Annotated in this window: 9 protein-coding genes and 1 pseudogene; 5 read left to right on the forward strand and 5 right to left on the reverse strand. The window is 44.0% G+C overall.

All coding sequences use genetic code 11. The features are described from left to right. Positions 1–610 precede the first annotated feature (610 nt). Positions 611–2,482, forward strand: a complete 1,872-nt coding sequence (locus tag CS022_RS23760) for a GMC family oxidoreductase (protein WP_129124354.1) — start codon at positions 611–613, stop codon at positions 2,480–2,482. Between the two features lie 108 nt (positions 2,483–2,590). Here the strand turns inward: CS022_RS23760 and CS022_RS23765 are convergent, their stop codons facing one another. Next, positions 2,591–3,394, reverse strand: coding sequence for an IclR family transcriptional regulator (locus CS022_RS23765; RefSeq protein WP_129124355.1), 804 nt, complete (start codon positions 3,392–3,394; stop codon positions 2,591–2,593). A 187-nt stretch (positions 3,395–3,581) separates the two neighbouring features. On the opposite strand from CS022_RS23765, the gene pta reads away from it, so the two are divergent. Together pta and CS022_RS23775 are read left to right on the forward strand one after the other, a co-directional pair. Continuing rightward, positions 3,582–4,586, forward strand: a complete 1,005-nt coding sequence (gene pta, locus CS022_RS23770) for a phosphate acetyltransferase (RefSeq protein ID WP_129124356.1) — start codon at positions 3,582–3,584, stop codon at positions 4,584–4,586. A 2-nt stretch (positions 4,587–4,588) separates the two neighbouring features. Next, the gene (locus CS022_RS23775; protein WP_129124357.1) at positions 4,589–5,359 is read left to right on the forward strand and encodes a sulfite exporter TauE/SafE family protein; all 771 of its coding nucleotides are present in this window, start codon (positions 4,589–4,591) and stop codon (positions 5,357–5,359) included. An 11-nt stretch (positions 5,360–5,370) separates the two neighbouring features. Here the strand turns inward: CS022_RS23775 and CS022_RS23780 are convergent, their stop codons facing one another. Both CS022_RS23780 and CS022_RS23785 read right to left on the reverse strand, forming a co-directional pair. Beyond that, complete coding sequence (locus CS022_RS23780) at positions 5,371–7,101, reverse strand: cobaltochelatase CobT-related protein (RefSeq protein WP_129124358.1); 1,731 nt, start codon at positions 7,099–7,101, stop codon at positions 5,371–5,373. Beyond that, positions 7,098–8,093, reverse strand: a complete 996-nt coding sequence (locus CS022_RS23785) for an AAA family ATPase (RefSeq protein ID WP_129124359.1) — start codon at positions 8,091–8,093, stop codon at positions 7,098–7,100. The genes CS022_RS23780 and CS022_RS23785 overlap by 4 nt, the downstream gene beginning before the upstream one ends. Positions 8,094–8,294: 201 nt before the next feature. Here CS022_RS23785 and xsc point away from each other — a divergent pair, with 201 nt between their 5' ends. Together xsc and CS022_RS23795 are read left to right on the forward strand one after the other, a co-directional pair. Then, positions 8,295–10,106: a sulfoacetaldehyde acetyltransferase gene (gene xsc, locus CS022_RS23790; RefSeq protein WP_129124360.1), complete on the forward strand. Its 1,812-nt coding sequence runs from the start codon at positions 8,295–8,297 to the stop codon at positions 10,104–10,106. A gap of 122 nt (positions 10,107–10,228) precedes the next feature. Then, positions 10,229–10,777, forward strand: coding sequence for a hypothetical protein (locus CS022_RS23795; RefSeq protein ID WP_129124361.1), 549 nt, complete (start codon positions 10,229–10,231; stop codon positions 10,775–10,777). 307 nt (positions 10,778–11,084) lie between these two features. Here the strand turns inward: CS022_RS23795 and CS022_RS28370 are convergent. Both CS022_RS28370 and CS022_RS23810 read right to left on the reverse strand, forming a co-directional pair. Further along, a pseudogene (locus tag CS022_RS28370) lies at positions 11,085–11,530 on the reverse strand (DDE-type integrase/transposase/recombinase); the annotation flags it as partial. A gap of 471 nt (positions 11,531–12,001) precedes the next feature. After that, entirely contained in the window at positions 12,002–13,912 is a 1,911-nt protein-coding gene (locus CS022_RS23810; RefSeq protein ID WP_145964541.1) for a hypothetical protein, read from the reverse strand. Positions 13,913–13,947: the final 35 nt, after the last annotated feature.

Raw genomic sequence — 13,947 nt, forward strand, 5'->3', positions numbered from 1 at the left:
CAGCAGACCAAATATAACGATATCAGCCACTTATAAATTTATGAATGTATGGATACTGTATTTAGCCGGAAGTTTCTGCCAGCAGACCAAATATAACGATATCAGCCACTTATAAATTTATGAATGTATGGATATTTATACATGCTTATACGTAAATTAATTTTTTATTTTAATCTTTATTTTTCTCATAATAGATAATTTTAGCTCGTTATTAACTCATTATTAAAACTGAAATTATTATTTATCTGAAGCAATCTATCACTTTCATAAGTGACCACTTGTATAATAAAACGATTTATATTCGATTCATATAGAGACGTTTATTCTTTATTTATCAGTAAATAAAAGTAATTATTAATTTTTACTATTGATGAAATGTTAAATTATTTTCATAAGGTTTTTGTGTATAAATATAAATACATAGAATGTCGGTTGTAACTTTTGAGTCTAATATCTTTGGTCAAGAATTAACCAACAAGACCACAAGGAATAAAAATGGACTCTGAAAAAGACAACAGTAAATTAGGCAAAAAAAAAACAACACGCTAATTTCTCAACAAGTAGACGCACATTCATTAAAGGATCAGCTGCCATTGCTGGCAGCGCAGCAATGGCAGCTGGCGTAAATGCCTTCGAAAAACCACCAGAAAATGGCCCGTCAATACCGGAGCCAGAAACGGGGAATACCTTCGATTATATTGTCGTTGGCAGTGGTGCTGGGGGCGCTCCGCTCGCAGTGAGATTAGCAGAGGCGGGGTACACCGTTGCTGTCATCGATGCCGGCCTGCTATCACCCGAAGATTTTCATGCTTATGAAGTACCCGCCTTTTCGGTTAAAGCATCAGAAGATGAATCGGTAAGCTGGGAGTTCTTCCCGAAAACGCATGACACTGCCGAAGAACATGGTTTCAAATACAACGAAGAAAAGGGAGGGGTTTTCTATCCGCGTGCCTCGGCTCTGGGCGGCTGTACGACACATAACGGTATGATTAGCCTTTATCCTGAACACAAAGACTGGGATCAGATAGCGTCCATCACCAATGACGACAGTTGGGACCACAAAAAAATGTGGGAATATTTTGGCAAAGTGAAAACTTGGTTGCCAATCGCTCAGCCAGAACTCACACCCGCGACGTTAATTAAGGGCGCGACTGATTTTAAATTATCCAAACAACTCATTTCGGCTATTCTAACCAGTAAAGCAGCAACAGAGATTCAACCAAAGGCTGGTCTTTCAACCGTTTTCAATATTTTTGATGATGATATAAACGGTAAAAGTACTATCGACGGAGAAAAAGCCGGGTGTTTTTTTGTTCCTCAATCAGTGAAAAATGGTAAGCGATACAGTACTCGGGAATACCTTTTATCATCCGCCGTAAAATATGGTCACCTCGCCCTCAAAACCCAACTTTTTGTAAAAAACATTTTGTTCGAAAATCACGATGGTAGACCAAAGGCTGTCGGCGTAAACTGTATTTCTGGTAAAAATATCTACAAAGCATCCGCGCGATATTCAGATGACAACTTTCAAGATGAAATGACGTTAAAGGCGCGGAAAGAAGTCATTATTTCGGCTGGCGTATTTAACAGTCCACAAATTCTTCAGTTATCAGGTATCGGTGATAAAACACACTTAGATAGTCTTGGGATCCCTATCGTTAAAGAGCTTCCTGGTGTGGGGCAAAACCTACAGGACCATCATGAAATAAGTGTTGTGTCGCAGTATGATACCCCGCTCTCCGCACTGGATGGGTGTTCGCTGGGAGAAGGAGATGATCCTTGCCTTGAGCATTACCTGACAGGCAGCAAAGATGCGATTTACCGAAACAATGGTATTGCCATTATGGCGAAATGGCGCTCTGGCGAGCTCTCAAACCAAGGAAATGACCGTCCTGACCTTTGTATATTCGGCGCTCCGGGCAACTTTAGGGGTTATTACAAAGGGTACTCTTCAGACTTTTTAAATCGCGAGGAGAACAACTACTTTTCATGGCTCATTCTGAAAGGCCATCAGACGCCAAATCAGGGCTGGGTGAAAATAACCAGTACTGATCCTCATCAACCGCCAGAGATTAACTTCCAACTTTTCCCTGACGACCACACAGGCGAAGATACGGTTAATGCGATGCTTAAGGCAGTGAGAACTGCTCAATCATTTAATAACAAAGCCAATGAGCTGGATCTGCTAAAAGCTAACCAAAATAAGCAGGTCTGGCCCCCACAGGATCTTTCTGATGAAGAAATGAAGACCTTCATTAAAAAAGAGGCATGGGGGCATCATGCCAGCTGCACAAATAAAATCGGTGCAGATGATGACCCGATGGCAGTGCTCGACAGTAAATGCAGAGTACGTGGTGTTGATAGCCTGCGCGTTGTCGATGCATCTTCTTTCCCTCACATTCCGGGATTATTTGTCGCGTTGCCGATTTATTGCCTCAGTGAGAAAGTTGCCGATGATATTATTAGCAGCGCGAATGCTTGATTATATTTAGAAGGCAGCAGACGGTAAAAAGATACCTGACGTTGAATGAACAAGAATAGCCACTGGCTACTCTTGTTCCTTTTTTTGATTGCTCTTGATCAGAGAACACTAAACAGGCCATGCGTCTTCTTCAATAGCAGCCAGAGACTCTGACGCGCGCCGAAGAGCAGGAATATATTCTTCCACATTGTCTAACGTCATTCTGATAACAGGCGCTTGAATTGCCACCGCCATATTGGAAATACCTCTGTTGGATGGCACCATCATACCGACACAAATCAAACCAGGTAGAAATTCCTCATTATCGACCGCGTACCCTGCTTCACTCACTTTCACCAATTCGTCTTCTAGTGTTTCAGGGTCACAAATGGTTTTCTCAGTGTGTCGACTAAAATCAAGATGCTTCACTATCCGCTTTCTCTTTGACTCGCTCATACTGGCAAGGAATAATTTTCCTGAAGCAGAACAATGCACAGGAACTCTTGAACCCGCATGTAAGTGGAATCTTAGCGGTGCTTCAGTTTCAACTCTGTCAACATACACAATTTCATCACCCACAATTGAAGTGAGGTTGCAGCTCTCCCCTACTTCCTGTTGTAACCGACGTAATATACTCCGTCTGGCACTGTGCATTGTTGAGTTGAGAAGTATGTTCTCGGCAAGTTTCCGCAATCTGTTCCCCGAACTAAATTGCTTGCCATCACCATCTTTCTGAACAATGCCCGCGCTCTCCAACTGGGTCAACATCCTATGCAGTGTGGGCTTGGGTATGCCCGTTTCCTCTGTCAGCCCTTGTAATGAGAAAAACTCATCTTTACAGGCAATAACCTCAAGCAGCGAAAACAGCCTCAGCGTCGGCGTATCGCTGTCTTTTCGCTTCGCGTTCTCATTGGCTTGCTGTGTATGCTCCATTTGTCCCCTCTTAGGTGCCTCTATTCGCTATCAATTGTGCTTATCTGACCATATCAAAGTTGCTACGCCTATCCATATAACAATATATGGGACATTTAATCCCGATTTATAGATTTACGTATAGCGTATGATGCTAGTATGTGGAATAAATTATTCCATTATCTATGACATGGAAAGGTCTAATGTTATGAGAATTATCGAAACACTGATTGCGAAAGCACGTTCAAAAGAAATGACGATTGCGTTGTGTGAGGCCACTGACAAACGTGTTCTTCGTGCTGCCAAACAGATAACAGAGGAACAAATTGCACGCATCATTCTTGTCGGCCCATACGAAGAAATTGTTGATTCTGCAAAGCGCGCTAATGTGTCACTGGATGGCATGAGAATCTTCGATCCACAAACATCACAGCTACGCCACAGTTATGCAAACGTGCTTTATGAATTAAGAAAAGCGAAAGGTATGCACAAAGAGGACGCAGAAAAGCAGGTTCAAGACCCTCTCATTTTTGCCAGCCTTTTAGTCAAGCAAGGTGTTGCGGACGGTATGGTATCCGGCGCGGTGTATACCACCTCAGATGTCGTGCGAAGTGCAATACAAATTATTGGTAAGAAGCCGGGCTATAGCGCTGTTTCAAGTTTCTTCTTAATGCTCTTTTGCAAACAGTTTCATCAAACAAAAACAGCCATGATCTTTTCTGATTGCGCACTGGTCATCGACCCGGATGCCAAAACACTGGCAGAAATCGCATTGAGTGCCAGTGAGAGCGGACGTATTTTTTTGGATAACGAACCCCGCGTCGCCATGTTGTCTTTTTCTACCAACGGCAGTGCAAAACACGCCGCCGTTGATAAGGTAACGAAAGCAACACAACTTGCTCGAGAACAACAACCTAATTTGATTATTGATGGCGATATACAGCTTGATGCGGCATTAATCGCCGAAATCAGCGAAAAAAAATATCCGGACTCCCGCACGAAAGGCATGGCAAATGTATTGATTTTCCCTAACTTAGAGGCTGGCAATATCGGTTATAAACTTGCAGAGCGACTCGGGCAGGCAACAGCCATCGGTCCACTGCTGCAAGGGTTAGCCAAACCCGCCAATGATCTCTCTAGAGGGTGCTCGATCGAAGATATCGTGTATGTTGTTGCGGCAACAGCAATACAGGCACAAGCGGCCAGCACGTAACAATGATCATTACGACAGACATTGTGCTGCTTCTATTTATCATTATGTTGGGCAGTTACATTCAAACTATTACGGGTTTTGGTCTCGCCATTATCGTGATCGGTGTGTCTGGCGCACTTTCACTCGGCTCTATTGCCACTCTCGCGATAGTCGTCAGCTTTATCACGCTAACAAATTGCCTTTTCGCCCTCAGGGGGTTGATGAAGTTTGTTAAGTGGGATGTGATATTGTTTACCAGCGTCGGCATCATACCTGGCATCATTATTGGTATCATCAGTCTCGAGCATCTCAGCCAAAATGCCAGCAATGCACTAAAAGCACTTCTTGGTGTTAATGTGCTCGTAAGTGGCATTCTCTTTATACTCAAGCCTAAATCACAAGACGCGGTATCAAGCCATGTAAGCTTTGCCTTCGCGGGTTTTCTGGCAGGGTTGGCAGGCGGCGCTTTTGGCATGGCAGGCCCGCCTGTTGCTTATCAGATATACAAGCAACCCTACAACATAGTGATGGTCAAAGCCTTGCTACTCACACTCTTCTGCTGCACCTCAGGAGTTCGCACACTGGTCGTACTTTGGGAAGGTCACATTCCTCAAGACGTCTGGAACCTATCAATCATCGCCATTCCTTTAGTTATGTTAACAACCATCGCCGCGCGGCGTTTCCCTCCGCCTGTATCAGCACAAACGTTAAAAAAGTCCGTGATAGTGCTGTTAATCGTTGTTGGGTTCAAACTGATTGTTGAGGGCCTTAGCCTCTTATTTCGGATCTCGTAGAGATCTGACATCTACCTTTGTGAATGGTAAGATTTGGCGATCACATTGATGAGTTCTAAAAGGACTTGGTTGCTTAACGTTAGCTTTCCCCCTATTGCCAATGAATAGCGATAGTAATGACTTAAATCAAGACCAAGCCCCACGCCGACCAAGGCGGTATTGTTCTCATATGACAGTGTATCTGCGACACCTATCAGATGCTCATCAAGATAAGATTCATGGTTCGCCAGCGTCGTCGCAGCCTCCATCGGACACCCATCAGAGATAACCACCAAACAATGTCTCCGTTTTGACTGCCTGAATCGACTTACCGCCCACGCAAGCGCCTCACCATCTATGCCTTCTTTATATATGTCCCCTTTCAACAGAGCGGCGATATTATGTCTGGCATCTCGCCAAGTCTCTCTCGCACGTTTAAAAACGAGATGGCGAACATCTGCCAAACGACCGGGATGTGTTGGCCTGCCCGTCGCCAGCCACTTTTGGTATGCTTTCCCGCCATTCCAAGACGATGTGGTAAAACCCAACACTTCTGTTTTCGCGCCCGCCAATTCAGCAATTCGGGTCAGCGTATCCACCAGCACAGCCACATCATGTATGTGATTTCTCATGGAGCCGGAGCAATCCATCAAAATTGAAAACTGCACATCAGCGTTCAAGGTTTGTTTTTCTGTAAAGAAAACACGATTGTTAGAGGGAGACGCCACAATCTGGCTGAGCTTACGTCCATCAATGAATCCTTGTTCTTGATTGAACTCACTACCATCGAGATGAGGCCCATTCAGCGCCTTGGCCATTTGGCGTGACAACGCCCTGAGATTCACACTCACCTGTGAAAACATTGAATCTATTGTGGCGCGAAATTCGTTTAACTGCTGCACTCGAACTAAGGAGGAAGCCTCTATTTCTTGATCAAACTCGTCTGTAAAGATGTCATAGCCACCAGCGTATGAGCGACGTGATTGCGCATCTGTATTTACCGTAAAAACAGCGTCTTCTTCATCGTAAAACGAGGCAAACATAGCTAGCGCCTTCAGTGCTCTATTCCTTTCCACGTCATCAGAATCATCGCTATCCGAAGCATGGCTAATCGACTCAGAGACAAACACAGCAATCGCTTTAGCATGCCTTGCATAATCCTGTTGCTCAGTTAAATAGCGCTTCAAAAGTACCAAGTGATGACCAAGGAAAGGCGAAATAGCAGCCCGTGTGGCTTCAATGCGCTCAGTAATCGATGCAGGAACAGATTCAGATGAGACTTTTGACCGCGTTATGTGGATAACAGTCAGTAGTAAAATACCAATCGCTGACTCATCGTCGCCGGAAGCAACAATGAAGTCACTCCATGCTATAAACCGTGTGCGCAGACAATCTGCTGTTCCCGGATACAAAGCAATATAGTGTTGCTCACATCTGAACTGCTCAAGAAGATCAAAGATATAGCTACCGATTGGGTCATCGGGCCTCAACGCCTCGTGTATTGAGCCGTCGGAGTATATATAACGGGAAGCGATCGCATCAATACGGCCACGTCTGAGCACGCCGCTGTCTGTTTGACTCCACCGGGCTACATGCCCACTTGTTGTCGGTACAAATTTACGTTGTTTGAACAATTGATTACGTTTAAAAAGCAGCTCCTTATCGCCAGTCAACGCTCGCAATGTTGCTATGTCTAACTCAGCACATCGCTGAGCATGTCTGGAGTAAGGTATGAGAGGAAGATGAGCACGTTCCTCAATCATTTCACCCCCTCCAACAAAGAATTCTCTCCACCGAAGATGCCTTGTATCGGTAATTCAGTATCGAAACAACGTTGGTATAACTCGGCAACCAGTGGTTGTTCGCTGGTATCACATTTGTTGAGGAAGGTTAACGTAAATGCAAATACCTCATTGTCGAATAGCGCCAGATTTTCGGCCCATGCAATCACGGTTCGGGGTGACATCAACACAGATAAATCACCCGAGGCGTATGCTTGCCTCGTCAGAGCTGCGAGCCGCACCATTTGCATGATCTGTCTCTTATTCACGCTTGTCGATGAATCAAGATGTGCCATAACTATCGCGGTTTCTTGCTCTGCTGACAGGTAATTCAATGTGACAACGATATTCCACCTGTCTATTTGAGCTTGGTTCAACACTTGGGTACCCTGATAAAGGTGCTGGAAATTACCCAAGCCCACCGTATTTGCTGTAGAGAACAACCTAAAGAATGGATGAGGAGACACAACACGATTTTGCTCCATCAATGCCAGCTTTCCCTTCTTTTCTAACATCTGCTGAATAACAAACATCACTTCGGGACGACCTGCATCGTACTCATCAAACACCAGCGCGATAGGCCGGGTCAGACAATACGGTAAGATCCCTTCCTGAAACTCGGTGACCTGCTTGTTCTCCCTGATCACAATCGCTTCTCGTCCGATAAGCTCCAAACGGCCGACATGACCATCTAGGTTTACTCGTATACAAGGCCAATTCAATCTCGCCGCGACTTGTTCTATGTGAGAAGACTTGCCAGTACCGTGCATGCCCTGAACCATAGTGCGCCTGTCATGAACGAAGCCAGCCAAGATAGCCAGAGTGACATTGCGCTCAAACACATAATCGGGATCAATATCAGGTACCAAAGGATGCCTGTCCTTAAATTTCAATACGTTCATGTCACTGTCAATACCAAACGTAATCCTTACTGACACCTCTTCGCTGGGTTTCTCCAACACGTCAAAATCCATATCGCCTCCTTTGTGTTAATAACGCTCGATAATCTCACCAACAATTCAATACCAAGCTTATAAACCTCAATATTGAGATTTTTTATCCTAATTTTATAACTAGCATTGATGTTATCGAAACCGACGCTTAAAGTAAGTATTAATTTCATTTTTTGAAATTTTTCATTCCGATTATTGAAAAAGACGCACGGAGAGAGCGTAATGACACAAGAAAACACGCGAAAAGTGACTGAAGGTTCAGTAAAGATGACGCCTTCCGAGGCTTTCGTTGAAACCTTGGTTGCGAACAACGTAAATACCATGTTCGGTATCATGGGATCGGCGTTCATGGATGCCATGGATATCTTCGCCCCTGCGGGCATTAGGATGATCCCCGTGGTACACGAGCAAGGTGCTGCACACATGGCCGATGGGTATTCCCGCGTTTCAGGAAATCACGGCGTCGTTATTGGCCAAAATGGCCCTGGAATCAGTAACTGTGTCACAGCCATAGCAGCCGCGTATTGGGCACATAGCCCTGTTGTCATTGTGACACCAGAGACAGGTACAACGACCATGGGGTTAGGTGGATTTCAGGAATGTAATCAACTGCCAATGTTCCAGGAGTTTACCAAGTACCAAGGCCATGTAACGCATCCAGCTAGGATGGCCGAGTACACAAACCGATGCTTTGATCGCGCGATGAGCGATATGGGCCCAACGCAGCTCAACATCCCTCGCGACTATTTTTACGGCGAAATCACTTGCGAAATACCAAAGCCCGCAAGGCTTGACCGTGGCCCGGGTGGCGAAGCCAGCCTGAATGAAGCCGCAGAGCTCATCGCCAATGCGACATTCCCCGTCATTATATCAGGTGGCGGTGTCGTAATGGCTGACGGTGTAGAAGAGTGTAAAGCCCTCGCTGAGCGCTTGGGGGCACCTGTCGTCAACAGCTACCTCCATAACGATTCCTTCCCCGCCTCGCATTCTCTCTGGTGTGGTCCACTGGGTTATCAAGGCTCGAAAGCAGCGATGAAACTTATCGCAAAGGCTGATTTGGTTATCGCACTGGGCTCTCGCTTGGGGCCTTTCGGCACCTTGCCGCAGCACGGCATGGATTATTGGCCAAAGAACGCGAAAATTGTCCAGATAGATGCTGACCATAAAATGTTAGGGCTGGTTAAAAAGATCTCAGTCGGTATTTGTGGTGATGCAAAAGCCGCTGCTGTCGCCCTGACATCGAGGCTTGACGGACGCGCGCTTCAGTGTGATGAAAACCGCGAACAGCGACTCAATGAAATTCATAGCGAAAAAGCGGCATGGGAAAAAGAACTCGATGAGTGGACACATGAAAAAGATGCGTTCAGTCTCGACATGATCGACCAGAATGCCCAAGAGAAACCCTTCTCAGGAGGGGAATATCTCCACCCTCGGCAGGTCTTACGAGAGCTGGAGAAAGCAATGCCTGACGATGTCATGGTTTCCACAGATATTGGCAATATCAACTCAATAGCAAACAGCTACCTTAGATTCGAAAAACCAAGGAGCTTCTTTGCCGCCATGAGCTTTGGTAACTGCGGTTATGCCTTCCCGACCATTATCGGTGCCAAAGTTGCTACACCCCATAGACCCGCTATTTCTTATGCAGGAGATGGTGCATGGGGGATGAGCCTGATGGAAACCATGACATGTGTCAGACATAACATTCCTGTTACCGCTGTCGTATTCCATAACCGACAATGGGGAGCAGAGAAAAAGAATCAGGTCGATTTTTACAACCGCCGTTTTGTGGCAGGCGAACTCGATAACCAAAGCTTCGCTGAAATTGGCAGAGCAATGGGCGCTGAGGGTATTACTGTGGACCGACTTGAAGATGTCGGGCCGGCACTCAAAAAGGCTATCGACGCTCAGATGAATGACAACAAGACCACCATTATTGAAATCATGTGTACACAGGAACTGGGCGACCCATTCCGCCGTGATGCGCTATCTAAACCGGTTCGTCATCTCGATAAGTATAAAGATTTCGTCTAAGTTCCGTCCCCTTTCCCCGGTTTGATGTGATGCCTATAGACGTCGAGCTGGGGCTTTTTTGTTGATAGCTAATTGTTATTAAACGTAAACATGCTGAGCTTGCCAGCCACGAGGTAATGAAGATGGGTACTGATGATTTTCATGTAGAACAACTAACAATTAACAACTTACCTTTGTATTTTGAACATCTCTCACAAGTTGCCAAACAAATTGAAAGCAACCATGACGATGTACATTTTACACACCATTACCATGAAGCCATTACAACGTCTGACTCCCTTTTTGCGCAAATCACAAACGGAATCAGAGTCGATTTTGGTCACCGTGGATGGCGCCATATTTGGATAGCATTAGACAATGATAATCACATCCTCGGCCACGCCGAGTTAAAATCAAATGAGTGTCGGCTCTGTAAGCATCGAATTCAATTGAACATCACGGCTTACCCAGCAAATCCATTAGTAACAAGTAAGTTGCTTATTTGCGCGACTGATTTTTGTTTTGCATCTGATAATATCGAATGGATTGATCTTTTCCTTTTGTCCGAAAAAAATAACGATATTGATTTTTATCTTAACCATGGTTTTAAAACTTCAGAAGTAAATAAAGACACCTATCGTATACAAGGGGAAAGCTATGACGAGTCACACCTTGTAATGAATATGAAATAAACACATAAACATAGAAATAACTAATATTATGGCTTATCTGTTCATTTACTATATAGATTTTAATGCTAAGTTTTCTACTTTTAACTAAGCTTTTATTTTCACTAGAGAAAAGTTACAGTCACATTTTCACCTCTAATGAGATAATTAATTAATTTTTAAAACTATTCAGTGAACCACATGCATTGGAGGAGCCATTAATAATTCTCCCAACTCAGAAGAATGTGTCAGCCACTTATATTCGAGCATAGACCACTGATATTTCTGTCCATTGATACAATATCGTCGGTGGTGAATAGCCAGCGATTTACTAGACACTTTCGAGCCTTTCTTTGTACTGCTTTTCATACTCTACATGTAACATCTGATCATTGAAACTGTGCCGACGTTTTACGTTGTGGATCATCTCAATATATTCAAAGGTATCCATCCGTGCCTCTTCTCTTATTGAGTAGGTTTTTCGCTTGATACGTTCTCGCTTCAACAACTGGAAGAAGCTTTAAGCAACGGCATTGCCATGACAGTTTCCTCTTCTACTCATACTGGCTTCTAAGCCATGTTGCGGCAAAAAGTCACCCCAGTCATGGCTGGTATATTGACTGCCTTGGTCTGGATGAACGATATCTATTGGCGAGCGACGCCAAAGGCCTTCAACAAAGCATCCAAAGCCAATTCTTTCGTTATTTGCCTTTTCATCGACCAACCAATCACACGTTTTGAGAACAAATCGATGACAACAGCCAGATATAACCAGCCTTAGTGAGTCTTAATATTTTCCGATCCATAAACCCCACATTCTTATCATGCTGAATTCGCCATAAGATCAAGCCTCCCGCCACAAGGAGACTTTGATATATTCAATCGATGCACCGACCACAAATGGAAAGCCCTGTTGGAGGACAATGAATCCAGCCAACTATCTCAACGCAGTTCTGTGAGCACCACGGCTGAGCCTTCCACTTTCTGTGCCAAGCACCAGCAATTGATGCGTTGAGAAACGGCAAGCTCTGGCGGCTTAATTAAAACCGAAGTCATCGAGAACACAACGAAATATCACCCTCAAATAGCAACAGCTGACATGGCGCTTCTCGTCAATGATGTTGAGTATTCCTCAAAGCACAGCTGCCACTCATATAGCGGAGATCATCGGGACGTTGTCATGAATGGCATGTTGAACGCCCCCAAATATTTACCTCTATCGCGAGTATGTCTACTTTCGAAAATCCATCAGTGGGGACTCACCTGAAAATCTTTGGGCCAGTTTTCCACGATTGGGAATGCATCGGTATACTCCGAATATTCTCTATCCCATTCCTTTGAATAGGAATTATAGTTATATTCTTGGTTAAACACATTACGGTTATTGCCTATCTCAATCAGGTTTTCGTTCCCCCCTGTCATGAAACGTGGCTGTAATGCTTCATAGGTTGTTTTTGGTACTTTTAAGATATTTGTATGCCAACCTGCTTTGTGCCATTTAGTATACCTTTCGTTCATGACAACATAGCGCACATTAGAACCTTGCTCTATGGCTTCAGCATTTAACTCCTGCGCTCTCTTTCTATTGAAGTTTAAAGCCTCGTTATGCTCAGAAGGCGGCTTCGCATTAAAGAGACCATTCTTCCAGAAAGCAGAACCTGCACCTGACCATATTCCGCTGGCTCGGGCTGATGGCTCTTTCAGAAATTGTTTTTGAGTATTAGCTATATTTTTAGCAAGCAAATTTCCCATGGTTCGTGCCAAGGAGTACCATTTGGTTCTGTCCGTACCAAAACGACTTTCGTTTTCAAAATACTCACTACTGTAGTTAGGGTTTACATTACCACCATTCGCAACAGATATTTCGGCTATTTCATCCTTGACTGACTTGAGAAGATTTGCTCTAGCTGAGTTTCCTCGCCCCCACTCATGACTCCATTCTTTCGAGCCAACCGTTATTGTTCCAGCGAAATCTTTCGATTTGGTTTTTGCTGTCTTTATGGCTGTGGTCAGCGTTTTCTGAAGATTAGCGAATGGCAGGCTCGAAGGCGCAATCCAGCGCTGATTTGCTTTAAGGGCCGCTCTTGCATCGTCGATAGCTTCATTAGCTTTCTTCAACGCATTATATTGCTTACGCAATGTTCGTATAAGGTGAATTCCAGTACCAAATCCAAGAGAGACATCAAATATAGATGCTGCCATTTGTAACATCGCGCCTATTCTCTCTTCATGCTCTTTAGCCACAGCTTTTCCCCAACGAGCATCTGTATTTTTTAGCCCCTCGTTAAGCTCGACTCGCACTTTATCCATTTCTATACCGATGGCTGATTCGAACCTTTTGCCTGCCGAATCAAGTTCCTCTTCAGTGACATCGCCAATATCGAGAATCTCGTCTCGTATAGTTTTCGTGTCAATTACAGCATAATCAATTAAAGACTGTGCAACAAAAGCACGTGAAAGCTGGCCAGCAATTTGAGTTGCATAGTCTGAGCTTTTAGGTGCCGTAATAATGTTATTTTGTGCTGCCCTCATCGCTACGAGGTCGCGTCTTGCGCTTAATAGATGTACTTTATAAAGCAACAAGTCCCTTTTCTTATCTTTAATTAATTGAGATTGAGAAGAGTCAGTGGCGGCCTGCTCTAGTTCCCGTATTTGTGACTCAGCTATTTGTACTAACGTTTCCTCATTTGATAGTTGATGTGGACCAGGCGTATAACTTTTGCTAGTACTTCTTCGTGACCTTCCTGAAGGTGTAGGTTCACCTAACAATAATTTTTTGAATTCATTTTTTAATTCTTGGTTACCACTTTCATCAGATTCCTTTAATATTCTAAAGAAACTTTCTTCTAATTTTTTTCTTTTCTCTTCCTTGCTACCATCATTGCTCGATACTTCGCCATTACCTTCAGATAGTGCTTTCCCGCTCCGAGCAACTTGTTCATCAACACTTTTTTTATCGCTCAGAATGTTCTGGTCTTTTTTTTCACCAGTGTTATCTTTGAGGTTGTTATTTTCTTCTAATTTTTTAATCCTCTCCCTAGTGTTTGCTTCATCATTAATTAGCTTTTCATTATTAATCGATGGTAGCACCGATGAATCCTTAGACTCTCTTCGCGGTTTAATTTTTCGTTTCTCTATTTGAACAATATATTTTCTCATGGGAAAAAGATAACATTATCAGCACATCAATATCA

It is taken from the genome of Veronia nyctiphanis (genome assembly GCF_004116385.1).
Taxonomy (GTDB): Bacteria; Pseudomonadota; Gammaproteobacteria; order Enterobacterales; family Vibrionaceae; genus Veronia; species Veronia nyctiphanis.